Source organism: Amycolatopsis sp. CA-161197, assembly GCF_050942255.1.
Classification (GTDB): Bacteria; Actinomycetota; Actinomycetes; order Mycobacteriales; family Pseudonocardiaceae; genus Amycolatopsis.
The window spans coordinates 3190871-3214166 of record NZ_CP192059.1; the positions used below are offsets into that span (position 1 = coordinate 3190871).

25 protein-coding genes are annotated in these 23296 nt (G+C 70.3%); 16 read left to right on the forward strand and 9 right to left on the reverse strand.

Going from position 1 to position 23296, the window contains the following annotated elements:
- Positions 1 to 3 precede the first annotated feature (3 nt).
- The 3 genes from ACQPXB_RS15280 to ACQPXB_RS15290 all read left to right on the forward strand — a co-directional run bounded on the left by ACQPXB_RS15280 (position 4) and on the right by ACQPXB_RS15290 (position 1819).
- Positions 4 to 843, forward strand: a complete 840-nt coding sequence (locus tag ACQPXB_RS15280; protein WP_386951573.1) for an SDR family oxidoreductase — start codon at positions 4 to 6, stop codon at positions 841 to 843.
- Positions 843 to 1451 carry a TetR/AcrR family transcriptional regulator gene (locus ACQPXB_RS15285; RefSeq protein ID WP_366586273.1) on the forward strand — a complete coding sequence of 203 codons (609 nt, stop codon included), beginning with the start codon at positions 843 to 845 and terminating at the stop codon, positions 1449 to 1451. Before ACQPXB_RS15280 ends, ACQPXB_RS15285 begins: the two co-directional genes overlap by 1 nt.
- A 146-nt stretch (positions 1452 to 1597) precedes the next feature.
- Positions 1598 to 1819 (forward strand): hypothetical protein, encoded by a 222-nt coding sequence (locus ACQPXB_RS15290; RefSeq protein ID WP_386952173.1) that lies wholly within the window; start codon positions 1598 to 1600, stop codon positions 1817 to 1819.
- A 204-nt stretch (positions 1820 to 2023) separates the two neighbouring features.
- Here ACQPXB_RS15290 and ACQPXB_RS15295 read toward each other — a convergent pair whose 3' ends face one another.
- The 3 genes from ACQPXB_RS15295 to ACQPXB_RS15305 form a co-directional block, all read right to left on the reverse strand.
- The gene (locus tag ACQPXB_RS15295; RefSeq protein ID WP_432852434.1) at positions 2024 to 2908 is read right to left on the reverse strand and encodes a MarR family transcriptional regulator; all 885 of its coding nucleotides are present in this window, start codon (positions 2906 to 2908) and stop codon (positions 2024 to 2026) included.
- Positions 2909 to 2998: 90 nt separating this feature from the next.
- On the reverse strand, positions 2999 to 3958 hold the full coding sequence (locus tag ACQPXB_RS15300; RefSeq protein ID WP_432852437.1) for a chitinase: 960 nt from the start codon (positions 3956 to 3958) through the stop codon (positions 2999 to 3001).
- Positions 3959 to 4189: 231 nt separating this feature from the next.
- Positions 4190 to 5524: a histidine-type phosphatase gene (locus ACQPXB_RS15305; RefSeq protein ID WP_432852440.1), complete on the reverse strand. Its 1335-nt coding sequence runs from the start codon at positions 5522 to 5524 to the stop codon at positions 4190 to 4192.
- Between the two features lie 201 nt (positions 5525 to 5725).
- On the opposite strand from ACQPXB_RS15305, the gene ACQPXB_RS15310 reads away from it, so the two are divergent.
- On the forward strand, positions 5726 to 6970 hold the full coding sequence (locus ACQPXB_RS15310; RefSeq protein WP_366586263.1) for a GGDEF domain-containing protein: 1245 nt from the start codon (positions 5726 to 5728) through the stop codon (positions 6968 to 6970).
- Between the two features lie 9 nt (positions 6971 to 6979).
- On the opposite strand, the gene ACQPXB_RS15315 is transcribed toward ACQPXB_RS15310, so the two are convergent.
- On the reverse strand, positions 6980 to 7441 hold the full coding sequence (locus ACQPXB_RS15315; protein WP_432856653.1) for a nucleoside deaminase: 462 nt from the start codon (positions 7439 to 7441) through the stop codon (positions 6980 to 6982).
- Between the two features lie 90 nt (positions 7442 to 7531).
- Here ACQPXB_RS15315 and ACQPXB_RS15320 point away from each other — a divergent pair, with 90 nt between their 5' ends.
- The gene (locus ACQPXB_RS15320; protein ID WP_432852444.1) at positions 7532 to 8494 is read left to right on the forward strand and encodes a helix-turn-helix transcriptional regulator; all 963 of its coding nucleotides are present in this window, start codon (positions 7532 to 7534) and stop codon (positions 8492 to 8494) included.
- Between the two features lie 12 nt (positions 8495 to 8506).
- Here the strand turns inward: ACQPXB_RS15320 and ACQPXB_RS15325 are convergent, their stop codons facing one another.
- The 4 genes from ACQPXB_RS15325 to ACQPXB_RS15340 all read right to left on the reverse strand — a co-directional run bounded on the left by ACQPXB_RS15325 (position 8507) and on the right by ACQPXB_RS15340 (position 12437).
- Positions 8507 to 9121 carry a TetR/AcrR family transcriptional regulator gene (locus ACQPXB_RS15325; RefSeq protein WP_366586254.1) on the reverse strand — a complete coding sequence of 205 codons (615 nt, stop codon included), beginning with the start codon at positions 9119 to 9121 and terminating at the stop codon, positions 8507 to 8509.
- Positions 9122 to 9281: 160 nt separating this feature from the next.
- Entirely contained in the window at positions 9282 to 9974 is a 693-nt protein-coding gene (locus ACQPXB_RS15330; protein ID WP_432852448.1) for a gamma carbonic anhydrase family protein, read from the reverse strand.
- A gap of 35 nt (positions 9975 to 10009) precedes the next feature.
- Positions 10010 to 11434, reverse strand: coding sequence for a type I glutamate--ammonia ligase (gene glnA, locus ACQPXB_RS15335; protein ID WP_386951592.1), 1425 nt, complete (start codon positions 11432 to 11434; stop codon positions 10010 to 10012).
- A 325-nt stretch (positions 11435 to 11759) separates the two neighbouring features.
- Positions 11760 to 12437, reverse strand: a complete 678-nt coding sequence (locus tag ACQPXB_RS15340; protein WP_366586248.1) for an alpha/beta fold hydrolase — start codon at positions 12435 to 12437, stop codon at positions 11760 to 11762.
- A 197-nt stretch (positions 12438 to 12634) separates the two neighbouring features.
- Here ACQPXB_RS15340 and ACQPXB_RS15345 point away from each other — a divergent pair, with 197 nt between their 5' ends.
- From ACQPXB_RS15345 to ACQPXB_RS15375, 7 genes are all read left to right on the forward strand, one after another.
- A complete protein-coding gene (locus ACQPXB_RS15345; protein WP_432852453.1) occupies positions 12635 to 13375 on the forward strand; it encodes an IclR family transcriptional regulator in 741 nt (246 codons plus the stop codon).
- A gap of 72 nt (positions 13376 to 13447) precedes the next feature.
- On the forward strand, positions 13448 to 14698 hold the full coding sequence (locus ACQPXB_RS15350) for a Rieske 2Fe-2S domain-containing protein (protein WP_386951597.1): 1251 nt from the start codon (positions 13448 to 13450) through the stop codon (positions 14696 to 14698).
- Positions 14695 to 15162: an aromatic-ring-hydroxylating dioxygenase subunit beta gene (locus tag ACQPXB_RS15355; RefSeq protein ID WP_432852456.1), complete on the forward strand. Its 468-nt coding sequence runs from the start codon at positions 14695 to 14697 to the stop codon at positions 15160 to 15162. The genes ACQPXB_RS15350 and ACQPXB_RS15355 overlap by 4 nt, the downstream gene beginning before the upstream one ends.
- On the forward strand, positions 15163 to 15348 hold the full coding sequence (locus tag ACQPXB_RS15360; protein ID WP_366586240.1) for a hypothetical protein: 186 nt from the start codon (positions 15163 to 15165) through the stop codon (positions 15346 to 15348).
- Positions 15349 to 15391: 43 nt separating this feature from the next.
- Entirely contained in the window at positions 15392 to 15586 is a 195-nt protein-coding gene (locus ACQPXB_RS15365) for a ferredoxin (protein ID WP_366586238.1), read from the forward strand.
- Positions 15583 to 16743 carry an NAD(P)/FAD-dependent oxidoreductase gene (locus ACQPXB_RS15370; protein ID WP_386951606.1) on the forward strand — a complete coding sequence of 387 codons (1161 nt, stop codon included), beginning with the start codon at positions 15583 to 15585 and terminating at the stop codon, positions 16741 to 16743. The genes ACQPXB_RS15365 and ACQPXB_RS15370 overlap by 4 nt, the downstream gene beginning before the upstream one ends.
- Positions 16744 to 16868: 125 nt before the next feature.
- Positions 16869 to 18116, forward strand: coding sequence for a flavin-dependent oxidoreductase (locus ACQPXB_RS15375; RefSeq protein WP_432852461.1), 1248 nt, complete (start codon positions 16869 to 16871; stop codon positions 18114 to 18116).
- Positions 18117 to 18119: 3 nt separating this feature from the next.
- Here ACQPXB_RS15375 and ACQPXB_RS15380 read toward each other — a convergent pair whose 3' ends face one another.
- Positions 18120 to 18596, reverse strand: coding sequence for a cupin domain-containing protein (locus ACQPXB_RS15380; RefSeq protein ID WP_366586232.1), 477 nt, complete (start codon positions 18594 to 18596; stop codon positions 18120 to 18122).
- 105 nt (positions 18597 to 18701) lie between these two features.
- Between ACQPXB_RS15380 and ACQPXB_RS15385 the strand changes: the two genes are divergently transcribed.
- The 4 genes from ACQPXB_RS15385 to ACQPXB_RS15400 all read left to right on the forward strand — a co-directional run bounded on the left by ACQPXB_RS15385 (position 18702) and on the right by ACQPXB_RS15400 (position 23287).
- Complete coding sequence (locus ACQPXB_RS15385; RefSeq protein ID WP_366586230.1) at positions 18702 to 19061, forward strand: hypothetical protein; 360 nt, start codon at positions 18702 to 18704, stop codon at positions 19059 to 19061.
- A 58-nt stretch (positions 19062 to 19119) separates the two neighbouring features.
- Entirely contained in the window at positions 19120 to 20058 is a 939-nt protein-coding gene (locus ACQPXB_RS15390; RefSeq protein ID WP_366586228.1) for a LysR family transcriptional regulator, read from the forward strand.
- 161 nt (positions 20059 to 20219) lie between these two features.
- Complete coding sequence (locus ACQPXB_RS15395) at positions 20220 to 21563, forward strand: MFS transporter (RefSeq protein WP_366586226.1); 1344 nt, start codon at positions 20220 to 20222, stop codon at positions 21561 to 21563.
- 104 nt (positions 21564 to 21667) lie between these two features.
- Positions 21668 to 23287, forward strand: a complete 1620-nt coding sequence (locus ACQPXB_RS15400; protein ID WP_432852466.1) for a dihydroxy-acid dehydratase domain-containing protein — start codon at positions 21668 to 21670, stop codon at positions 23285 to 23287.
- The last annotated feature ends 9 nt before the right edge of the window (positions 23288 to 23296 follow it).

Below are 23296 nucleotides of genomic sequence, written 5' to 3' on the forward strand. Positions count from 1 at the left end.
ACTGTGTCCGAAAAATCCCTGGCGGGCCGCACGATCATCATGTCCGGCGGCAGCCGCGGCATCGGCGAGGCGATCGCGCTGCGTGCGGCCGCCGACGGCGCGAACGTGGCGCTGCTGGCCAAGACCGCCGAACCGCACCCGAAGCTGCCCGGCACGATCTACACCGCGGCCGAGGCCATCGAGAAGGCCGGCGGCAAGGCGCTGCCCATCCTCGGCGACGTGCGCGACGACGAGGGCGTCGCCGCTGCCGTGGCGAAGACCGTCGAGCAGTTCGGCGGTATCGACATCGTGGTGAACAACGCCAGCGCGATCGACCTCACGCCCACCGAGCAGGTGAGCATGAAGCGCTACGACCTGATGCAGGACATCAACGCGCGCGGCACTTTCCTGCTGTCCAAACTGGCCATCCCGCACCTGCGCAAGTCGGCCAACCCGCACGTGCTCACGCTGTCGCCGCCGATCAGCCTCGACGAGAAGTGGTTCACGGCCGGGCATCTCGCGTACAGCATCGCGAAGTACTCGATGAGCCTGGTGACGGTGGGGCTCGCCGCGGAGCTCAAGAAGGACGGCATCGCGGCGAACTCGCTGTGGCCGCGCACCACGATCGACACCGCGGCGATCCGCAACGTCGTGGGCGCGGAGCTGGCCGACCGCAGCCGCACGCCGGAGATCATGGCCGACGCCGCGTACGCGATCCTCACCCGGCCCAGCCGCACGACGACCGGCAACTTCTTCCTGGACGACGAGGTGCTCGCGGCGGAGGGCGTCACCGATCTGTCGAAGTACCGGATCGGCTCGTCGGAAGCGGACCTGCAGCTCGACTTCTGGGTCGATCCGGCCTGATGCTCCGGGAACCGCAGCAGGAGCGCAGCCGCACCACTCGCCGGCGGCTGATCGAGGCCGCGATGGACTGCATCGGCGAGCGGGGCTGGCACGGCGTCACGGTGGCCGTGATCGCCGAACGCGCCGGCGTGTCGCGCGGCGCCGCGCAGCACCACTTCCCGACGCGCGAGGACCTCGTCGCGGCCGCCGTGGAGCTGCTCGGGGAATCGCAGATCACCGAGCTGCGCACGAAGGCCGACGGGCTGCCGACGGGCGCGTCGCGGATCTTCGGTGTGGTGGAGATGGTGCTGAACCTCTACACCGGGCCGCTGTTCCGCGCCGCGCTGCAACTGTGGGCCGTGGCCTCCAGCGACGAACAGCTGAGGTCGACCTTGGCGCCGCTGGAGGCGCGCGTCGGGCGCGAGGCGCACCGCGTGACGGTGGAGCTGCTGGGCGTCGACGAGGCGAAGCCCGGGGTCCGCGAGCTGGTCCAAGCCACCCTGGACCTGGCCCGCGGCCTCGGCCTCGCCAACCTCCTCACCGACGACACCCGCCGCCGGCGCCAGATCGTGCGGGAGTGGGCCCAGACCCTGGAGACGCGACTGTCCGGAACCGGCGAGGCCTCGTGAACGTCACAACTTCGGCCTAATAAGATGTGGCTGTTAACACATTCGGCCCAACGGACGATGACTCCGAGTAAGTGGCTCCACCAGGAAGAAGGTCGGTACCGGTGTCCGGTTCAGAAGGCGCGGCAGTCGAGCTGACGCACCGCGCGATGGCGATGCTCAGGGCGGTCGCCGCCCACCGCGCGGAGATGACCACGAGCAGCGAGCCCGACCTCTTCATCGACGGTTTCGCCTGCTGCGACCAGATGACCGCCCACAACCTCGCCCACGGCGGCTACATCCGCCCCGCCGTACCGGACGCCGCGGGCCGCGTGCCCGCCGAACTGACCGAGGCCGGGCACGCCGCCCTGGAGATCACCGTCGCCGCCTGAGACGACCAGGTGACGTCACGGACGGGTGACGATTTCGCTCGCCCGTTCGGGTGATCTCTCGGCTCGGGTGTTGGTGGCCCGGGCTTCGGTCCTGCGTGGTTAGTGGTCGAGCCACGAGCTGAACCACACCGTGGCCGGACGATGGTCCAGGCCTGCGACCTGGGACGATGAGGTTGAACCACCCCGCACTAACGGCCCCCGTCGTCAGAGCTGTGCGCGGATTTCGCCCGCTCGTGCCGTCACGGTGTCGAGGACGCGTTTCGCTGCCTCCAGGTCCGCGGGGGCGATGCCGGCGAACAGCCGGTCACCAGCCGCCGTCGAGTCCGCAGTCAAGCGTTCGACCAGGTCGCGTGTGGCCGGGGTGACGTCGATGACGTCCCCGGCCGTCAGCCAGCCAGCCGTCGTCAGGCGGTCGAGCACCGAGCGCACCACCTCGGCGGGCGCGACCGCCGTCGCCGCGATGGTCTCCACCAGGGTGTCCGCGGGCTGGGCGCCATTGGCGACCGTCCGCAGGACCACGTAGTCCGTGAAGTCCAGACCTTCGCGGTCCAGCAACGTGGTGAGCAGGGAACGGGACGCGGCGGCGGCCAGGTTGAGGTCGCGGCCGCCGACGGCGCGGGCTGTGGTCATGGTCTTCTCGCTTCCGGTGGGGTCGTCACCCAGCAGGGTCTGCAGGGTGTCGCGGAACTGGCGGGTCCCCGCGCTTCGGGTGCCGCCGAGGTTCGCGGTGAGCTCCTCGTGCAGGTCGCGCACGAGGGTGATCGCCTCGGTGATCACCTCGTGGCCCCGCGCGGTGAGGTCGAGCCGTACGGCGCGCGGGTCGTCCGGGTCCGCGGGGCGGGTGACGAGGCCGGCCTGTTCGAGTGCCCGCGCCAGCTTCGACACGTGCAGCGGCTCGAGGCCCGTGTGGTCGGCCAGCTCACGCTGGCTCGGCCGGACCCCACGCACCACGAGGCCGGTGAGCGTGGCCAGCAGTGAGTACTGGGCGTGGGTGAGGCCGAGCGGCCGCACGGTCCGGTCGACGGCCGCCCGCCACTTCATGGACAGCCGCCACACGAGGTGACCGATGGTCGGGTTCTTGAGGCGCACGAAAGATAAGGTACATGGATACTATGTCCATGGCTACTATCCGCCGGAAGAAACGGGGACCCCGCACGCAAGCGGGGTCCCCGTCGCAGCTCAGCCCCGGTACCCGGCCACGATCTTCGTGAACGCGTACTTCTCCTGGTCGATGCCGCTGCACTCGCCGCCGCCGCTGCAGTCGCGGTTGGTGGCCCAGAACGTGAAGCGGCCGAGGTGGTGGCTCGACGCGTAGTCGCGGATCGAGGTGAAGTTCGCGACGGACACGTTCTCCCCGGCGTTGTCGGTCTTGCCGTTCATCGACGACAGGCCGCTGTGCCGGTAGGCCTCGTCGTCGCTCCAGCCGAAGGCGGACTTCAACTGACCGGCGAGGCCGTCGACCGCCGACTTCGTCATCGCAGCCATGTCGCCGCCGCTGGAGAAGTCGAAGGGCATGACCGACCACACGTCGACGTTCGCGCCGATCGCCTTGGCCTGCGTGATGAGGCGGCTGCCCCACTCCGTCGGGCCCTGCGGGCTCGTGCCCATCGTGATGACGACGCGCACGCCCGGGTTCTTCTGCTTGGTGATCTTCACGGCGTTGAGGATCCGGTCCTGAACCGTCGCGTTCTCGAACTCGTCGGTGTTCTCGATGTCGAGGTCGATCGCCTTGAGCTGGTAGGCGTCGATCACCTTCTGGTACGCGCCGGCCAGGTCCTCCGGCGACCCGCACTGCGAGCCGAGCTTGGTGCCCGACCAGCCGCCGAACGACGGGATCACGTCGCCGCCGGCCGAGCGGATCTTCTGGATCAGGGCGGCGTCCGAACCGGTCAGGTCGCGGTTGCCGTCCCACTTCGGGTTGCAGCCGCCGTCGGACAGCATGAAGGCCAGCGTGAACGCCTTCACGCCGGTGGCCGACATGGCCGCGGCGGGGTCGGTCTGCCCGCCCCATTGGTAGAGGTACGGCGAAGCGAGCACGGGGTCCGGCGAGGCCAGCGCCGACGGAGCGAGGCCGAGGGTGGTGGCCAGTGCGGCGCCCGCGGCGAGCGCGACAGTGGCCAGACGGCGCAAGGGTTTCATGGGTCCTCCAACGGTGGGGCGCACAGAGGGCGATGTGCCCGTCACAATGGACTAGACCATTAAGAAGTGTCAAGATCCCGAGGCGGAAAGAAAAAAACCACCGAAAGTCGGTAGTGGTCACGTGGGCGTCCGGTGATCATGGACTCGGCACGGCTGCCGTTGTCGTGCCCTGGAACGAAAAACGGGCCCGCGGCGAAAGATCCGCCACGGGCCCGCGAAACGACCGGAAGATCAAGCCTGGCCGTAACAACGCTCGAGCTCGTCGAGCCGGTAGAAGTAGCTGCCGCGGTGCACCGGCGCGCAGCTCGCCTTGAACGCGGTCTGCTTCTCGTTGTAGAGCATGCGCACGAGGTAGGTGTGGCCGTCGGTGTAGAGGTCCCACTGGATGTTCGCGGCCATCGGCGCCACCTGCGCGCCGCGGAACGGGTTGTTCGCGTAGGTGAACAGCTTGCTCTCGGGCTGCTGCTGGGTGCTGCCGGGCAGGCCGAGCAGCGACGCGAGCGGGAAGATCTCCTCGGCGTGGGTGAAGCGCAGCTCGGCGTCGCGCGTGGTGGTGCCGGCGCGCTTGGCGTCGAGCTGGGCGAACATGTCGCCGAGCAGGCCGTCGGCCATCTTGTACGTGATGTCGCTGCCGGAGAACGCGGGACCGTTCTCGTAGAAGGAAGTCACGTCGTCGAGGTAGCCGAACCACGAGGCCTCGTCGAGCGTGATGTAGCGGTCGAAGTGCCAGTGGCCCTCGCCCGGCAGGTCCACGGTCACCTGGTCCAGCGCGTACACCGCGTCGGCCGCGGCGATCTCGTCCTTGAACTCCGCGTGCTTCCCGGCCGCGATCTCGTCCACGAACTTCTTCGAGAAGCTGCGCTGCAGCACCGAACGCGCCACGGCGTGCGTGCGCGGCTGGTCCGTCGCGGCCTTCTCGGCGGCGGCCACCCGCGGGTCGTTGTCGACGTAGTCGTTGTACTCGACGTTCGACTTGTGGAAGTAGAGCAGGGTGTCGTCGGTGCGAGTGGCCGTGGTCGTCAGCCCCGGCTTCGCGGACTTGAGCCCCGCCACGAACTCGTTGGCGCTGTCCACCGTGCGCTGCTGGCTCGAGGCGACGACGTCGATCTTCGGCGTCGTGCCCTTGGCCGCGTCGGCGAAGAGCGACGGCAGCCGCCGCACCATGCGCTGGGCGGTGGTGCGCATCTCGTCGCGGCCTTCCTGGGTGAGCAGGCCGTAGCCGTCGCGGGCGTTGGCGGCGAGCAGCGCCTGCACGTCCGGGCCGAGCTGCTTGCCGACGCCGGTCAGCGCGCCCTCGGACTTCGCGGTGTTCCACAGCGCCAGCAAGGCGTCGCCGTCGTCGCTGTCGGAGAGGGTGCGCGCGCCGTGGCGCGAGACGTTCTCGGTGAACACCGGGCGGAACGACGAGGGCAGCCGCTCGTAGGAGGACAGGTCGCCCTGCGGCTCGTAGGCGGTCTTGGTGGTGAACGCGTCCGTCGCGTGCCCCTCGTGCGCCTGCGCGGGCAGGGCGAACAGCCCTGACAATGCCAGTGCGGCCCCGCCGATTCCGGCCACAACACGTCTCATCGAGCTACCCCGCTGTCTGGTCTGGGTGAAAGGACGGCTCAGTAGACCCGCCGGTCGTGACGCGGTTCGGGACGGCGGGTATCGCGGCGGTGAATTCCCGGGGTTCCGGTGATCGGGAAAGGGTCGTGGCTCGCGGGGCCGAAAACCGCCGCCACACTTAAGACGGTGCCGAAACCGCGGTGAACCGGCTATTTTTTCGCAATGGTGGGGGATCCGGCGACGGCCGGAGGGGGTGAGCGGCGCCGGTTTCCCGTCGCCGTGGCGAACTGGGAGCTGTGGCGCGTGCGCACCCGCGCGCTGGCGGCGTTCGTGGTGTGCGTCGACGTGGTGGCGCTGGCCGCGACGGTCGCCGTGGCGGTGCTGCTCCCCGTGCCGCTCACGGGTTCCGCGAGGTTCGCCGTGCTGGCGGCGGGGCTGCTGGTGAGCGCGGAGCTGAGCCGCGCGGCCGAACGCGGACGCGGGGAAACGCTGCTGGGCCCGGGTTTCGGCACCCCGTGGGTGTTCGCCGGCGCGGTGGTGCTGCCGCCGGTGCCCGCCGTGGTGCTCGCGGTGGTCTCGGGCGCGCACCGGTGGCTGCGCGTGCGGCGGCGCGCGCCGTACCGGCAGGTGTTCGAGGTGGCCGCGACGGCGCTGGCCGTGCTGCTGGCCGGCCGGTTCCTCGCGTGGGCGGTGCCCGTCCCGCCGAGTTCGCTGGGCGATGTCCGCCTGATGGGACTGCTCGTGGTGGCCGCCGTCGTGTTCTTGCTCGTCGACGCGGCGCTCACCGGGGTCGTGCGCGGCTATCGGCAGGGTGTGGCGGGGCTGCTGTTCGACGTCGCGATGGCCGGGTTGGGCATTGCCCTCGCCTGGGCCGTGGTGGATTCACCGCTCGTCGTGCCGCTGCTCGCCGCGGCGCTCGTGGTGCTGCACCGCGGCGGCGTCGGCGCCACCCCGCGCGCCGCGCCGACGGCCGACCCGGGCACGGGCGCCCTCACGGCGTCCGCCTGGTGGGACGCTGCGCGCGGGCAGCCGGCCCCGGCGTACTCCGTGCTGGTGCTCGACCTCGACCGCTTCGGCGACGTCAACGCCCGCCACGGCCGCCGCATCGGCGACGCCGTGCTGCGGGCCATCGCCGACGCGCTGCGCGACGAAGTCCGCTCGGCCGACCTCGTCGGGCGCTCCGGCGGTGGCGAGTTCGCCGTGTTTCTCCCCGGTACCAAGCCGTTCGACGCGCTCGCCATCGCCGAGCGCATCCGCCTGCGTGTGGCGTCGACGGCTGTCGCGTTGAAGGCGCCCTACGGCAGCCCGCAGTTCGCGTGGGCGACGGTCTCCGTCGGCGTCGCATCCCGTCCCGCTGACGGCGACACGGCGGCCGCGGTGTTCGCGGCCGCCGTGAAAGCCGTGCGGCGTGCGAAAGCCGGCGGTCGCAACCGGACGGTGTGCGCCGGCAGTCCGGAAGCCCAGTAGCCCGGTAGCTCAGTCCGAAGTGGACGGCACGCCGATGTCCTCGAACCACAGCTGCGGCCGGGTTTCGATGAACTCCTCCATCAACGCCGTGCACGCGGCGTCGTCGAGGACGTCGATGCGCACGCCGTGCTCGGCGAGCCAGTCGTGGCCGCCGGAGAAGGTCTTGGCTTCACCGATGATCACCCGCGGAATGCCGAACTGGCGCACCAGGCCGCTGCAGTACCAGCACGGCGAGAGCGTGGTGACCATGATCGTGTCGCGGTAGTGGGGGCGGCGCCCGGCGTTGCGGAACGCCGTGGTCTCCGCGTGCAGCGACGGGTCGCCGTCCTGCACCCGGCGGTTGTGGCCGCGGCCGAGGAGTGTGCCGGAGCTGTCGAAGAGGGCGGCGCCGATCGGCACGCCGCCCTCGGCCTTCCCGAGCTCGGCCTCCTCGCGGGCGACGGCGAGCAACGCGTGCGGATCGATCTGCATGGTCACCACTTCACCGGCCCCGCTCGCGGAAGGCAAGTCCACGGACATCGAGGACCGATCCTGTCCGCGAGGTCTGGCAGAGTGGCCCGCATGTACGGAACCTCGGAGCGGCTGCTGCGGCTGTTGTCCCTGCTGCAGGCCCGGCGCGACTGGCCGGGGCCGGACCTGGCCGACCGGCTGGGCGTCGACGTGCGCACGGTCCGCCGCGACGTCGAGCGGCTGCGCGGCCTCGGTTACCCGGTGCACGCGACGCCCGGGGTCGCGGGCGGCTACCGCCTGGGGGCCGGCGCCGCGCTGCCGCCGTTGCTGCTGGACGACGACGAGGCCGTGGCCGTCGCGGTCGGCCTGCGGACGGCGGCGAACGGCACGGTGTCCGGCATCGAGGAGACGTCGGTGCGGGCGCTGGCCAAGCTCGAACAGGTGTTGCCCGCGCGGCTGCGCCACCGCGTGAGCGCCATGGGTTCGGCGATGCTGCAGCTCGGCGGCGGGGGACCGGTCGTCGACGCCGAGGTGCTCACGGTGATCGCCGCGGCCTGCCGTGACCACGAACGGCTGCGCTTCACCTACGCGAACCACACCGGCCAGGTCACCGAGCGTGACGTCGAGCCGCTGCGCCTGGTCCACACCGGCCGTCGCTGGTACCTCGTCGCCTACGACCTGCGCCGCGACGGCTGGCGCACGTTCCGCGTCGACCGCATCGAAGCCGTGCCGGCGCCCGGGTTCCGCTTCACGCCGCGCGAGCCACCCGCGGAGGATCTCGCCGCGTACGTGTCGCAGGCGATCTCTTCGGCGCCGTACGCGCACCAGATGTCCCTGCTCGTGTCGGTGCCGGCGGAGGAGCTCGCGGCCCGCGTGCCGCCGACCGCCGGCACCGTCGAGCCCGTGGACGAGCACACGTGCCGGCTGCGCACCGGCGCGACCGACCTCGCGGCGGCGCCGTTCTACCTCGCGCAGTGGGACTACGACTTCGTGGTGGAAGACGCGCCGCCCGGCCTGCTCGACCGGCTGGCGCGCATCGCGGAGCGCTTCGCCGCGGCGGCGGCGCGCAGCTGAGCGGCCCGCGGGTCAGGCGGTCCGCGTGCCGAGCATCCGCAGCACCAGCTCGCTGTACTCCTTGCCCAGCGCGGCCGGCGTCTGGCGGGTGCGCTCGCTGTACCAGCGGGCCACGTCGACACCCAGCGACAGCACCGCGCGCGCGGCCGTGTGCGAATCGGTCACGGAGAACGCACCGGACTCGGCACCCGCGGCGATCACGTCGCGCACGATGCGCTCGATGCGCCGCCGCAGCTCCGTGACGACTTCGAACTCCTTCTCCGGCAGCGCGTTGAGCTCGTACTGCACCACCCGCGCCACGGTGTGGCGCCGCGCGTGCCAGGCCACGAAGTCCTCGACCACGAGCCGGATGCGCTCGACCGGGTCCTCGGCCTTCTCCAGCGCGTTCTCCACCAGCGCCAGCGTCTGCTCGTGGCCGCTGCGGCTGATCTCGAACAGCAGCGCCGCCTTCGACGGGAAGTGCACGTACAACGCGGCGGGGCTCATGCCCGCGGCTCCGGCGATGTCCCGCGTGGTCGTGGCGTGGTACCCACGCTTCGCGAAGGACTCCACCCCGGCCAGCATCAGCCGGCGCGCGGTCTCGGGCTGTACGTCGGGCCACAGCTCGGCCGAGAGCGAAGTCGTCATCCGGCGATCCTCCCAGATCAGCTGCCGCGCCCGGCGGGCGTGAACCGAGCCCATTCTAAGCGCTTGCTTTGTGCAGAGATCCGGTGATGCGTCCCCGAAACGGGGATGTCCCACGAAGGAGCTCACCGACACCAAGGTGCAGACCCGCGGAGGAAGCCGGTCACACGCGATCCCTCCGCTCGTCGTCGGGCTCGCCGAGCAGTTCCGGGGTGACGTTCTCGTCGTAGCGGTGCAGTGCGAGCGCCCGCGCGTAGCGTTGCGCGATCCGGGCCATCACCGGTTCGCCCGGCGCCTCGGTCACGCCGAAGACGGTTCCGCGGTAGTCGAGCGGTTCCATCACCGCGGCGATGCGGTCCCACTGCTGCGGTGGGATCAGCCGAACCGGGTCACCGCCGGCGAACCAGCCGATCGGCACCGTCGTTCCCGGCGGAACGACGGTGTTCACGTGGACCACGGCGCCGAACCCGACATCGGCGCCGGACCCGATGCGCGCGCCGTTGTACAGCATCGCCCCGGTCGCGACGCGCGCGTTGCCTTCCATGACGCATCCGCTGAGGTGAGCGTGCGGCCCGACCAGGACGTGGTCCCCGAGCCGAACCGGATGGCGCAGGGAGCCGCGCAGCACCGCGTGCTCCATGATCACGCAGTGCGCGCCGATCTCGACCGGCCCTCCCTCCGCGGTCAGCACGGCGCCGAACAGGACCCGGCTGTGCGGCCCGACGGTGACATCTCCGCACAGCACGGCTGTCGGGGCGATGTACGCCGACTTGTCGACCCGCGGGTGCCGGTGCTGGTGCTCGATGAAAACCGCGCCGCGGCCGACCGGGTGCAGGTAGTCCTCGGGAAATGTCATCGCGCCTCCGATCGGTTGTTCGGCGCTGTCACCCCTCAAACGTCGTAGTACAAAGCGAACTCGTACGGGTGCGGGCGCAGCCGCATCGGGTCGATTTCGTGCTCCCGCTTGAAGTCGATCCAGGTCTCGATCACGTCCGGGGTGAACACACCGCCTCTGAGGAGGAACTCGTGGTCGGTTTCCAACCGGTCGATCACCGCCTCGAGCGACCCGGGGACCTGGGCGACCTCGCGGGCTTCGTCGGGTGGCAGTTCGTAGAGGTCCTTGTCGATCGGCGCTGCCGGTTCGGTCTTGTTGCGGATCCCGTCGAGCCCGGCCATCAGCATGGCGGCGAACGCGAGGTAGGGGTTGCCCGAGGAGTCGGGGCAGCGGAATTCGATGCGCTTGGCCTTGGGGCTGGCGCCGGTGATCGGGATCCGGACGCACGCGGAGCGGTTGCGCTGGGAGTACACGAGGTTGATCGGCGCCTCGTAGCCGGGGACGAGGCGGTGGTAGGAGTTCACCGTCGGATTGGTGAAGGCCAGCAGGCTCGGCGCGTGGTGCAGGATGCCGCCGACGTAGTGGCGCCCGATTTCGGACAGGCCGCCGTAACCGGTCTCGTCGTAGAACAGGGGCCCGTTCTCGTCCCACAGGGATTGGTGGCAGTGCATGCCGGAGCCGTTGTCGCCGAAGAGCGGTTTGGGCATGAAAGTGACGGTCTTGCCGGCCGCCCAGGCGGCGTTCTTCACGATGTACTTGAACAACTGCAGGTCGTCCGCGGCGTGCAGGAGGGTGTTGAACTTGTAGTTGACCTCGGCCTGGCCGCCGCTGCCGACCTCGTGGTGGGCCTTCTCGACGACGATCCCGACGCCGGCCAGGTCGCGCACGATCTCATCACGCAGGTCGGCGTAGTGATCCCGTGGCGGGACGGGGAAGTAGCCGCCCTTGTACGGCGTTTTGTAGCCCTGGTTCCCGCCGGCTTCGTCGGCGCCCGTGTTCCACCAGCCCTCGATCGAGTCGACCTCGTGGAAGGCACCGTTCTCCGCCGAGTCGAACCGGACGGAGTCGAAGATGTAGAACTCCGCTTCCGGCCCGAAGAACGCCCGGTCCGCGATGCTGGATTCGGTGATGTACTGCTCGGCCTTGCGGGCGATGTTGCGCGGGTCGCGGCTGTACGCCTCGCGTGTGAACGGGTCGTGCACGAAGAAGTTCATCGCGAGCGTCTTCTGGGCTCGGAACGGGTCGACGCGGGCCGTGACCGGGTCGGGGAGCAGCAGCATGTCCGACTCGTGGATCGACTGGAACCCGCGGACCGACGAGCCGTCGAAGGCGAGCCCCTCGGTGAAGGACTCCGCGTCGAAGGAGACTGCCGGAACGGTGAAGTGCTGCATGATGCCGGGCAGGTCGCAGAACTGGACGTCGATGAACTGGACGTCCTCATCGGCGATGAAGCGGAGGATCTCGTCGGCGTTGGTGAACATGTTCTCCTGTCTCCTTCGCGGTATCGAGGACGCATTGCGGCGGGGAATGAGTTTACTGCACATCGAGGACGCCCACGGTGAGCTCGGCGGACCTCTTCTTCCAACGCGGCACAGTTTTGTGCGGGGCCTGGAACCAGCCACTGACGCCGACCCCGGGCAACGGTCCTCGCCCGGAAAATAGAGAATCTCCAACGGGATGTCGCACCACACCGGCGAATGTGCGCGGACGTCCGGTGTCAGGCTGTCGCTCCACGCCGGCGGCGGCGCGTCGCCGACGCCGGGACGAAGGCCCCGCAGAAGGCGGCTCGAATCCCAAACGGCGCGGTCAGGACCGAAGGCCGAGCAACAACTTCGTCAGCGCCTCGGGCTGGGAGAACGGTGCGAGGTGTGCGGCATCGAGCCGGTGCACCACGTCGGCTCGCGAGGCCATCCGCTCCTGGTCGGCGAGCTGGATTCCTTGGTCGCGTTCGCAGACGACATAGGTCGTCGGATGGTTTCGCGGCGGCGCGGTACTCACGCTGGTGAAGCTGGCCACCGATTGCGCCTGGCGGTTGCGGTGGAAGATCGCGAACCGGTCGGAGTCCACATCGGACCCGAGTACCTGCCGTGCGATCTCCTGGTCGTCGGTGATGTGCAGGGTGCCGTCCGGCCCGCCGGTGAGCCACTCCAGGTGGTGTTCGGAACGAATGTCCATCAAGGACTGACCGGCGACCGGCCAGAACGCGGTGAGGTAGGCGCTGTGGCGGATCTTCGGATGGTCGGCGACCTCGGTCAGGACCATTCCCCCGTAGGAGTGCCCGACCACGAACGCCTCGCCGGCGCACCGGTCGATCACCGCCCTCAGGTGCTTCGCGTCGGCGGCCAGATCGCCGAAGGCGGCGGGATCCGAGCTCGGCAGCTGCTCCACGACGTGCACCTCGTGACCGGCCGAACGCAGTCGATGCGCGACGTCGTCCCAGATCCAGCCGCCACACCAGGCGCCGTGCACCAGCACGATATCCATGTGATTCTCCAGTGAATCGCAGAAGCCGGCCCGCCGGCTCGGACAAGTGCCGGAAAAGCTGGTTGTCCGGTGCGAAAACCAGCTCGCGGCGGGTTCACTGTTCGCCCGGGAACACGCGTTGTCAAGACCGCGATTCGCGGCCATTCGCCAATCGGGAACGGCTTGACCTGCAGGAAGGTGCCACCTAACGTGGTCTCGTGGAAGGTCCGGCATTCGCTAATCGGGAACGCACTGGATCGGCACCGCAACCGCCGGTCCAATCGCTCAGCAAAGCTCTGGACGTGTTGGAGGCATTCAGCTTCGAGCGGCCCGAATTGGCGCTCGGCGAGCTGAGCGCGGCGGTGGGCCTGCCGAAGTCGACCGTGCACAAGGTGGCCAGGACTCTGGTGGACCGCGGTTACCTCGTGCAGGATCCCGAAACGCGGCGCTATCGCCTGGGGCTCAGCACGTGGCACCTCGGCAGCGTGGCGATCGCACCGCTGGACGTGCGAACCGCCGCCGCCGGGCACCTGCGCCGGCTGGCCGCCGACACCGGCGAGCAGGTCACGCTCTGGGTTCTCGAACACGATCTGGCGATCTGCGTCGATCGGGTGGACAGCGCGCACCAGGTGCGGACCTACACCCGGCTCGGTACCGCCCGTGATCCGCTCGACCTGGCGGCCGGGCGTTGCCTGCTGGCCTGGCAAGCGGGTCGGTCCGACGGTGATGCGCGCCTGCGCCGCATCCGGGAACGCGGCTACGAGACCACCGACGCCGATCCGGCGACGGGGCGGGGCGTCGCGGCGCCGATCCGCGACGGGCACGGCGCGGTGACGGCCGCGACCACCGTGTCGGGGCCGACCAACCGGTTCGGCAGCGCCGCCGTGAAGCGGATCCTTCCCGATCTGCTGGCGGCGACGGGCGCGATTTCGGCCGCGCTCGGGCATCGGGCGCGGTGAAGCCCGCCCGCGATCGTCAGTTCTCCGGCGGGGCGTGACCGCGTGCCGCCGCGTCGCACGGAAAGGAACCGCATGCCCAGTACCGCGGACCTGGTCCTCGAGGACCGGGTGCACAGCCGCGTCTACACCGATCCCGGGCTGTTCGACCAGGAGATGGACCGGATCTTCGGGCGCACTTGGGTCTACGTCGCGCACGTCTCGGAGTTGCGCGAGCCCGGCGACTACAAGACGGCGCGGATCGGCCGGCACCCTGTCATCGTCGTCCGGGACACCGGCGGCGAGATTCGAGTGCTGTTCAACCGCTGCCGGCACCGCGCGTCGGTGGTGTGCCGCCAGCAAACCGGCAACGCGAACTTCTTCCGGTGCCCCTTTCACGGCTGGACGTACCGCAATTCCGGTGAGCTGCTGGGTGTTCCCGGGGCCGCGCGCTACGGCGACGACTTCGACAAGTCCACGCTCGGCCTGCTGCCGGTGCCGCGGGTGGACACCTACCGCGGGCTGGTGTTCGCCAGCCTCGACCCGGAAATCGTGGAGCTCACCGAGTACCTCGGCACGGCTCGGCACTACCTGGACACGATCTTTTTCCACCCCGCGTTCGAGCACGTGCTGGAGCTCTCGGCGGGGGTGAACCGTCAGGAGTACCCGGCGAACTGGAAACACGCGCTCGAAGGTGGCGTGGACGGTTACCACGCGATCACCCTGCACGAGACGTGGTTCAACATCCGGGAGCAGAGCCCGGACCGCACGCACGCGCGCCTGGCTTCCCGGGACGAGGCGGTCGGCTACAGCGAAGCGCACCCGTACGGGCACGTCCTGCTCGCTCGGTGGCCCGGCGAGACGGACATCGCCAAGTTCCGCGCCCAGTACCCCGAGTACACCGACCGGCTCGAACGCGAGCACGGCGCCGGGGTGTTCACCGCGCTCCTCGGCCAGTTCAACCTGATGATCTACCCGAACCTGCACCTGACGTTGCAGAACCTGCGGGTGATCACCCCGCTGTCACCGGCGAGAACCCAGATCACGATGACCCCGACTCTCTTCGCCGACGCGCCGCCGGAGCTGAACGCGGAGCGCTTGCGTGAGTTCGAAGAAGCGTTCGCCACCGGGGCCTTCATCTCCCCGGACGACGCGGAAGCGTTCGTCTGCGTGCAGGAAGGGGCAGCGGCCGTGGCCGGCGACCCGTGGCTGGTACTCACCCGGGGCCTGCACGAGGAGGAGCGGCGCACGGACGGAGTGCGGCGCGGCAAGCCCAGCGACGAGACACCGCAGCGCGGGCTGTTCCGCGAGTGGCGGCGGCTGATGACACAGGGGGAGCCGGCATGACACCGATGCGCCTTTCCCGGACCGAAGCCGAAGACCTGCTCTACGCCGAGGCCGAAGCCCTCGACGACGGCGACCTGCAGGGCTGGCTGGACATGTTCACCGACGACGCCGTGTACTGGGTGCCAGCCCGCCGCGACAGCACCGATCCCTCTCGCGAGGTTTCGCTCATCCACGACGATCGCGAGCGGATGCGCGAGCGCGTCTGGCGGCTCACGGAAGGGCCCGCACACGCCCAGATCCCGCAATCCTCGACCCGGCGGGTGATCGGCAACGTGCGAATCCGCGAGGACGCCGTGCTGTCCAATTTCATCCTGGCCGAGGACCGCAAGGAGACGCAGCGGGTGTTCGCGGGGGAGTACCGGCACCGGTTCCGGTGGGACGGCGATCGGTGGAGGATCGCGGCGAAAACCGTCGTCCTGGTGAACTGCGAGTCCAGCATCTTCAACCTCACGTTCGTGATCTAGATGTCGCTGGTGCTGCGCAACGAGTTCGGCACGGTCCGGGTCAGCGTCGACACCGCCGGTGCCGGCCCCCGGCTGCTGGTGGAGAACCTGGAGACCGGCGCCGCCATCCACCTGGACGTGCTGGAGGTGGAGAGCCTGACCCGGCTCACCCACGACGACTTCGCCGGCCTGGTCCGGCCGCACTGACCCGAGTCACCCGAGCCATCCGAGCCATCCGAAAGGAACCGTCGTGCACGTGGAGTCCGACACCGCACGCTGCGAAGGATTCGCCAGCTGCGTGATCACCGCCCCGGAAGTCTTCGACCTCACCGACGACAACCTCGTGTCGATCCTCGACGAGAACCCCGACGAGTCCCAGCGCGCCGCGGTCGAGGAGGCGGTGCGCAGTTGCCCGCGCCAGGCGATCCGGCTGGCCGGCCGGTGACACGGGCGGCTCGGCGCCACGTGGCGGTGGTCGGCGCGTCGCTGGCCGGCGTGCGTACCGCGGAGGCGCTGCGAGCCGAGGGGTTCGACGGCCGGATCACCCTGATCGGTGCCGAACGCCATCCGCCCTACGATCGCCCGCCACTGTCCAAACAGGTGCTCAGCGGAGAGTGGGCTCCCGAGCAGACCCGGCTGGACGTCGACGGCCTCGCCGCCGAGCTGCTGCTGGGCCGGAGCGCGATCGGCCTCGACCTCGCGAAGCGCACCCTCCGGCTCGACGACGGCGACACGCTGGCCTACGACGCGGCCGTGATCGCCACCGGGACGACCCCGCGCGTGCCATGGCGGTTACCTCCCGGCGCCCATCCGTTGCGCACCCTCGACGACGCGCTGGCTGTGCGCGCGGCGCTGAGTACCGCCACCACGGTCGCGGTCATCGGCGGTGGTTTCATCGGCACCGAGGTGGCCGCCGCCGTCCGGGGCCGCGGTCTCCCCGTCACCTTGCTGATGCCGGAACCCCATCCGCTGGCCCTGCTCGGTCCCCGCGTCGCCGGCATCGTGGCCGACGTCCATCGCGACCACGGCGTGACGTTGCGAACCGGTGTGCGAGTGCAGGGGATTCGGGGACGCGATCACGTCGAGGGAGTCGTCCTGGCCGACGGCGAGACGGTGCCGGCCGATCTTGTCGTGCTCGGCACCGGCGTCGCCCCGGCCACGGGGTGGCTCGCCGGCTCGGGAGTGCCCGTGCACGACGGTGTCCTGGTGGACGGCTCGCTCTCGGCCGACCCGGGCCGCACCGTGTTCGCGGTCGGCGACGTCGCCCGGTTTCCCGACCCGCGCACCGGGCGGCTCCGGCGCGTCGAGCACTGGACCAACGCCGTCGAACAGGCCCGGCACGCCGCCCGCGCCCTCGTCCGCGACGACCGCACGCCGTACACGGCGCTTCCGTACTTCTGGTCCGACCAATACGACCGGAAACTGCACTGCCTCGGCACGCCTGACCCCGCCGACCACGTGCGGGTCTCGTTCGGCCGGGGCACGTTCACCGCCACCTACGACCAGGGCGGCACCCTCACCGGTGCACTCGCGTGCAACGCTCCGCGCGAGCTGGCCCGGTTGCGCGCCGTCATGCTGAAGGCCGCGCCCGTGCCGCGATGAGCGTGCACCGGCAGCCGCAAGACGCTGCCCGAGAGGAAACGCCCGATTCGCGGTGCCACCGATCGGGGGTGGCGTGAACCGCGCGTCTCGGCGATGCTGCGAGGTCGGGACAGGAGGTGGCCGTGATGAAGGTCGTCATCGTCGGAGCGGGCGTCGGCGGGCTCACCGCGGCCCTGCGATTGCACCACGAAGGCATCGAGTGCGTCGTCCACGAGCAGAGCGAGCGGATCAGCGAGCTGGGCGTGGGGATCAACGCCTTGCCGCACGCGGTCAAGGAGCTCGCCGCACTCGGCCTGCTCGGCTCGCTCGACGAAGTCGGGATCCGCACCCGCGAGCTGTTCTACACCCACCGGCTGGGGCAGGTGATCCTGCGCAAGCCGTGCGGGCTGGACGCCGGGTTCACGCTTCCCCAGTTCTGCCTGCACCGGGGCCGGTTGCAGGGCATGCTGCTGCGGGCGGTCCGGGAGCGGCTCGGTGCCGACGCGGTGCGAACCGGGCACCGGCTGGTCGGGTTCGACCAGGACGACAGTGGCGTCCAGGCGCACTTCGCCGACCGGCACGGTGGCGCGCCGGCCACGGTGCGCGGCGACGTCCTGGTGGCGGCCGACGGGATCCACTCGACCGTGCGGTCCCTGCTGTTCCCGGCGGAGGGACCGCCGCGGTGGAACGGCGTCCTGATGTGGCGCGGTGCCACCGACTGGCCGGAGTTCGGCGGCGGTCGTTCGATGATCGTCGCCGGGGGCACCGCGGCCAAGCTGGTGGTCTACCCGATCGCGCCGGGCCGGAGCGCGGGCACCCGGCTCACCAACTGGGCGATCTGCATCCGCACCGGGCGACCCGGTGATCCGCCGCCGGAGCGCCAGGACTGGGCCAAGCCCGCCGACCGGGCGGAGCTGGCCCGCTACGTCGGGCGGTTCCGGTTGCCCACGGTCGACCACGCCGCGCTGGTCGAGGCCACCGAGGAGATCTTCGAGTTCCCGATGTGCGACCGGGATCCGTTGCCCGCCTGGTCGCACGGGCGCGTGACGCTGCTGGGCGACGCCGCGCATCCGATGTACCCGATGGGCTCCAACGGCGCCGGCCAGGCGATCCTTGACGCCACCAGCCTCGCCGGGCACCTGGCGCGGCACTCCGACCCCACCGCAGCACTTCGGGCCTACCAGGACGACCGCCTGGCGGCCACCGGCGAGATCGTGCTCCGCAATCGCGAGGGCGGGCCGGAGAACGTCATCGACGAGGTCGAGCGCCGCGCTCCGGACGGTTTTTCCCGCCTCGAAGACGTGATCGACGCGGCGGAACTGGAGGCCGTCGTCACCGGCTACGCCCAGGTTTCCGGGGCATCGCAGCAGCAGGTGAACGACCCCGGCCGGTGAACCTCAGGCGCCCTCCACCGAACCGGGCGGCAGGAAGTCGACGTCGTGCAGCGCCGACAGCCGGACCACCTCGGCCGGGTCCTCCAGGTTGTGCAGCTTGTCGAACAGCTCCGCGAGCCGCCCGGCCGGGCTCACCCAGAACAGCCCTCGGCTGATGTCCTCGCTGCGGTTGTAGTAGGCGTGGGGGAGGCCCTTCGGCATCCGCACGGTGTCGCCGGGGCCGGCGGTCTCCCACTTGCCGTCGAGGTAGAGGGTGAACACGCCCTCCAGGATGTAGATGTGCTCGTCCTGGGTCGGGTGCACGTGCGGCGGTACGCCGGTGCCCGGAGGATCGAGCGTCTCGAACGCGAAGCTCGATTCGCTGGCGGCCTTCATGGAGTAGGTGTGCCCGAGCACGTTCCACACCTTCTTCCGCATGCCCTCGTGGGCGGGAGTGATCCCCTTCGGTAGGGGACCGAGCACGATTTCCTCGCCGGTCATCACACCTCCTGGCCGATGGTCACCTCTGCTGAGCACTTTGCGCCATACCGGTCGCGTTGTACAGCGTTGACATGGCAGCCTTCGTCCTGGGTGAGGAGGTGTGTCGTGGCGGTGGTCGACGATGTTCGCGGCCTGGGTTCGGAGCTCGACCGTTCTTATCCGGTGTACGTGCGCGGCCGGTTGAAGTTCCGGGTCAAGCAGATCGTCTATGTCGCGTTCTCCCTCGACGAGGCGGTGATGGGGTTCGCGTTCCCGAAGGAGGAGCGTGCCGCGCTCGTCGCCGGCGAGCCGGAGAAGTTCCGGCTGCCGTCGGAGTCGGACCTGCGGTTCAACTGGGTCGACGCCGAGCTTGCCGCGCTGGACGCTGCCGAGGCTCGCGAGCTCGTCGTGGACGCGTGGCGGATGGTGGTCCCGCAGAAGGTTTCCCGCGCCTACGACCTCGCCCATCCCGATGGCCCGGGATGACGGCCGCCCGGCCCCGTAAGGTGACGGGAATGGTCGGGCACACAGACGGCGGGGCGGGATGAGCCGCCGTGCGACGCAGCTCGCCGGGCTCGACCTCAATCTGCTCGTGGTCCTGCGGGAGCTGCTGCGGGAGCGCAACGTGACCCGTGCGGCGGAGCGGGTCGGGGTGAGCCAGCCGGCGTTGAGCGCGGCTCTCGCCCGGCTGCGGCGCCACTTCGAGGACGACCTGCTGGTCCGCAGCGGCCGCGGTTACGTGCTCTCGCCGCTGGCCCGGCAGCTCGTGCGCCAGGTCGAGGACGTCTGCGCGGCCGCCGAGCAGCTGTTCGCCACCGGGTCGAGTTTCGCTCCCGGCACGTCGGTGCGGGAGTTCACGCTGCTGATGGCCGACTACACGCTCGCCGTGATCGGCCGGCCGCTGGCGGAGCTGTTCGAACGGGAGGCGCCCCGCGCGCGGCTGCGGATCCGGCTGGTCCGCGAGGCGCTGAGTGCGGATCTGCCCCGGATCGCCCGGTTCGTCGACGGGGTGGTCGCGCCGCCGATCGAGCTCGACGACCTGCCCCGGCTCCGCTCGGCCGAGCTGTTCCGCGACGAGTGGGTGTGTGTCGTGTGGGCCGGCCACGACGTCGGCGACGACGGGCTCACCCTGGCCGACCTGCAGCGGCTCGACTGGGTGGTGCCGTATCACCGGGAGCCGGGTGTGGCCCTGCCGCCCGTACCGCGGCGGCTGGCCGAGCTGGGGCTCGCGCCGCAGGTCGCGCTGAGCGTCGAGAGTTACCAGGCCGTGCCCGCGCTCGTGGCCGGAACACACCGGATCGCGCTGGTGCAACGCCGGCTGGCCGTCGAGTTCGCGAAGCGGCTGGACCTCAAGGTCCTCGAGTGCCCGGGCGAGCCCGAGGGCATCGTGGAGAGCCTGTGGTGGCACGACGACCTCGACCCCGACCCGGCGCACGCCTGGCTGCGCGAGGCGCTGCGCGGTATCGGCGAAGGGCTCAGCTGATCATCGCGGCGCAACCATAATCCAGACTGATTCCCGGGATCAGGATTTCTGACTTCCGGCCCTCGGCGGGGATTCCTAGAATCTTCCGGGACAAGCGATATATCGCAGCGGAGCGGTATTCGTGATCGGAAGGAATTTCCTGGATGTCGACGACCGTACCCATGGCAGACGAGCGACTGACTCCGGAAGCGCGACGATCGGTCGTCGGCGGCATCCTTTCCCTGTTCGTCGACAGCTTCGACATCTACCTGCCCGCACTCGTGCTGCCGGCGGTGATGGACTACTTCGAACCCGACTCGATGTCGGCCACGACGAAGGTCACCCTCGTGACCGTCATTTTCGTCGTGACCCTGCTCGGGCGGCCGATCGGCGGCCCCATCTTCGGCAACCTGGCCGACAAGATCGGCCGGCGGCGCGTCACCCTGATCACCGGGATCGGGTTCACGGTCGTGACCCTGCTGATCGCCCTCATGCCGGGCTACGCGAGCTGGGGTTACGGGTCCATCGTCGGGCTGATCCTGCTCCGCCTGATCGGCGGGATCTTCCTGGGCGGCGGCTACGCCGGGCCGGTTCCGCTGGCCATCGAGCGCTCGCCGATGCGCCGCCGCGGCCTGGTCGGCGGCGTGATGGCCGCCGGAGCGCCCGCGGCCATCACGCTGATCAGCATCATCCAGCTCGTCGTGCTGGAGCGGTTTTCCACCCCGGCACTGCAATCCTGGGGCTGGCGCATTCCCTTCTTCTTCGGGGTCCTGCTCGGAATTGCCTACGTCGTTTATTACTCGCGCGTCGAAGAGGTCGATCTCGAGGAGCTCAAGAAATCCCGCGACGGAAATCGCGCGCCGCTTTTCCAGCTGTTCAACCGGAAGAACATCCGCGGTTTCGGCCAGGTGTTCCTCCTGATGACCGGAATGTGGTTCGCCGCGCAGATCGTCCTGTCGTTCATGCCCGGGCTGCTCGTCGGGGTCCTGCACCAGAACCCCTCCGACGTCAGCACCCTGGAGATCATCGCCAACGTCGCGACGATCCTCGGCATGATCGGCGCCGGGGTGTGGGGGCAGCGGATCGGCCGCCGCAAGCTGCTGCTCGGCTGCGCCGTGGCCATCACCTTCGGGGCTGCCCTCGCGTACGTGCTCCTCGTCCTGCTCGCCCGTTCCGGGGCCGGGTTCCTGCCGATCGGGATCGTCGCGGTCGTCGCCTTCGTGCTGCCCAACGCCCCGCTCGGCTGTCTGGTCGTCTACCTCAACGAGCGCTTCGGCGCCGGTGTCCGCTCCTCGGGTTACGGCACCGTCTACACGCTCAGCCTCATCCTGCCCGCGCTGTACAGCGTCTGGATCACCGTGCTGCAGGCCGTGCTGCCCTACGAGTACACCGCCGTGGTCCTGATCGTCCTCGGCGGCGTGCTCTTCTTCGCCGGCGCGTGGATCGGCCCGGAGACGCGGGGCACCGTGCTGCTCGGCGAGCCGGCCGGGGCGACCGCACCGCACGCGGACGCCGCGTCCGAATGATCCCGCACCCGAACCCGGAGGTCACGATCACCAACCCAGAGCCGCGCAGCAACCACCCGGTCGGTTCGCCACGGTGGGCGACGACCCGGACCCAGTGGAAATCGATGGGCTACACCGACGAGCAGATCAGGCGCCCCAAGATCGCCGTCGTCAACTCGTCCTCCGGGCTGGCGCCCTGTTTCGCCCACCTCGACGCGATCGCCGCGGCGGTGAAGGACTCGATCGACGCCGCGGGCGGGCTGGGCTTCGAGATCCGGACCGTGGCCCCGACCGACTTCATCATGGCTGCCGGCCGCGGTGGTGGTTACGTCCTGTCGGGCCGGGACCTGGTGTCCTACGACATCGAAGCCGTCGTCGACGGGGCGCAGCTCGACGGGATGGTCTGCCTGGCCTCGTGCGACAAGACGACACCGGGCCAGCTGATGGCCGCCGCGCGCACCGACGTGCCCACGCTCGTCATCGCCTGCGGCTACCAGAGCTGCGGAGCCCTCGACGACGGCCGCCGCGTGGACATCGAGGACGTGTTCGTCGACGCCGGGAAGCTGGCGTCGGGCGCGATCGGCTTCGACGACCTGTGTGCCATGTCGGACCGGGCGATCACCGGCCCCGGCGTCTGCACCGGCATGGGCACGGCCAACACGATGCACATCGTCGCCGAGGCACTGGGCATGGCACTGCCCGGCACCGCGCCGACCCGCGCCAACAGCGACACCATGTGGGCGGCGGTCCGGGCTTCGGGCGCCGCGATCATCGCCGCGGTCGAGGCCGATCGGCGGCCCAGCACGGTGATGACGCCGGGCGCGGTCCGCAACGCGGTGGCCGCGGTGATCGCCGTCAGCGGGTCGATCAACGCGGTCAAGCATCTCGAGGCGATCGCCGCCGAGCTCCCCGGCGACTTCGACGTGCACGGCCTGTTCGAGGAGCTCGGCCGCCACGTCGGCCCGCTCGCCGCGGTGCGGCCCAACGGTCCGGCGTCGATCGAGGAGTTCGACGACGCCGGCGGTGCCCGCGCCGTGCTGGCCCAGCTCGGCGACGTCGTCGACGGCTCGGTGCCGACGATGAGCGGCCGGACGATGGCCGAGAACCTCGCCGGCGCGGCGGTCGACCCGGCCGTGATCAGGGCGGAACCGATCCGGCCGGAGTCGACGATCGTGCTGATGCGGGGCAGCCTGTGCCCCGGCACGGGGATCGTCAAGCTGTCGGTCACCGAGACGCGCGCCCGCGCGTTCCGTGGCCCGGCAAGGGTTTACGAGTCCGCGCCCGCGGCCATCGAGGCGATCGAGCGCGACGAGGTGCGGCCCGGTGAGGTGCTGGTGCTGCGGGGGCTCGGTGTCACCGGAACCCCGGGCATGGGCATGGCGTCGGCCGTGGTCTTCGCGCTCAACGGCGCCGGGCTGAGCGAGCAGGTCGCCTTCGTCACCGACGGGCAGCTCTCGGGGCTCGTCAACAAGGGCATCGTCGTCGGGGAGGTCACGCCCGAAGGCGGGGTGCCCGGCCCGCTCGGTGTGGTGCGCACCGGGGACGCGATCGCGATCGACGTCCCGGCCCGCACCGTCGAGCTGCTCGTGGCACCGGCCGAGCTCGAGCAGCGGCTCGCGGACTACCCCCGCACCCGGTCTCCGCAGACCTGGCCGGCCCGCCCGGGTTCGTGGCTCGGTGTCTACGCCGGCGCCGTGGAACCGCTCGACCGGGGCGCGACCCTGCGCCGTTCTTCTTCGTCCTAAGGAGTTTTG

Bases quoted from the DNA above. Each gene is read 5' to 3' on its own strand.
- ACQPXB_RS15285 (WP_366586273.1), top strand. From the start codon at position 843: ATGCTCCGGGAACCGCAGCAGGAGCGCAGCCGCACCACTCGCCGGCGG.
- ACQPXB_RS15290 (WP_386952173.1), top strand. From the start codon at position 1,598: ATGGCGATGCTCAGGGCGGTCGCCGCCCACCGCGCGGAGATGACCACG.
- ACQPXB_RS15300 (WP_432852437.1), bottom strand. From the start codon at position 3,958: ATGAAACCCTTGCGCCGTCTGGCCACTGTCGCGCTCGCCGCGGGCGCC.
- ACQPXB_RS15305 (WP_432852440.1), bottom strand. From the start codon at position 5,524: ATGAGACGTGTTGTGGCCGGAATCGGCGGGGCCGCACTGGCATTGTCA.
- ACQPXB_RS15310 (WP_366586263.1), top strand. From the start codon at position 5,726: ATGGTGGGGGATCCGGCGACGGCCGGAGGGGGTGAGCGGCGCCGGTTT.
- ACQPXB_RS15315 (WP_432856653.1), bottom strand. From the start codon at position 7,441: ATGCAGATCGATCCGCACGCGTTGCTCGCCGTCGCCCGCGAGGAGGCC.
- ACQPXB_RS15320 (WP_432852444.1), top strand. From the start codon at position 7,532: ATGTACGGAACCTCGGAGCGGCTGCTGCGGCTGTTGTCCCTGCTGCAG.
- ACQPXB_RS15325 (WP_366586254.1), bottom strand. From the start codon at position 9,121: ATGACGACTTCGCTCTCGGCCGAGCTGTGGCCCGACGTACAGCCCGAG.
- ACQPXB_RS15330 (WP_432852448.1), bottom strand. From the start codon at position 9,974: ATGACATTTCCCGAGGACTACCTGCACCCGGTCGGCCGCGGCGCGGTT.
- glnA (WP_386951592.1), bottom strand. From the start codon at position 11,434: ATGTTCACCAACGCCGACGAGATCCTCCGCTTCATCGCCGATGAGGAC.
- ACQPXB_RS15340 (WP_366586248.1), bottom strand. From the start codon at position 12,437: ATGGATATCGTGCTGGTGCACGGCGCCTGGTGTGGCGGCTGGATCTGG.
- ACQPXB_RS15350 (WP_386951597.1), top strand. From the start codon at position 13,448: ATGCCCAGTACCGCGGACCTGGTCCTCGAGGACCGGGTGCACAGCCGC.
- ACQPXB_RS15355 (WP_432852456.1), top strand. From the start codon at position 14,695: ATGACACCGATGCGCCTTTCCCGGACCGAAGCCGAAGACCTGCTCTAC.
- ACQPXB_RS15360 (WP_366586240.1), top strand. From the start codon at position 15,163: ATGTCGCTGGTGCTGCGCAACGAGTTCGGCACGGTCCGGGTCAGCGTC.
- ACQPXB_RS15375 (WP_432852461.1), top strand. From the start codon at position 16,869: ATGAAGGTCGTCATCGTCGGAGCGGGCGTCGGCGGGCTCACCGCGGCC.
- ACQPXB_RS15380 (WP_366586232.1), bottom strand. From the start codon at position 18,596: ATGACCGGCGAGGAAATCGTGCTCGGTCCCCTACCGAAGGGGATCACT.
- ACQPXB_RS15390 (WP_366586228.1), top strand. From the start codon at position 19,120: ATGAGCCGCCGTGCGACGCAGCTCGCCGGGCTCGACCTCAATCTGCTC.
- ACQPXB_RS15395 (WP_366586226.1), top strand. From the start codon at position 20,220: ATGGCAGACGAGCGACTGACTCCGGAAGCGCGACGATCGGTCGTCGGC.
- ACQPXB_RS15400 (WP_432852466.1), top strand. From the start codon at position 21,668: ATGGGCTACACCGACGAGCAGATCAGGCGCCCCAAGATCGCCGTCGTC.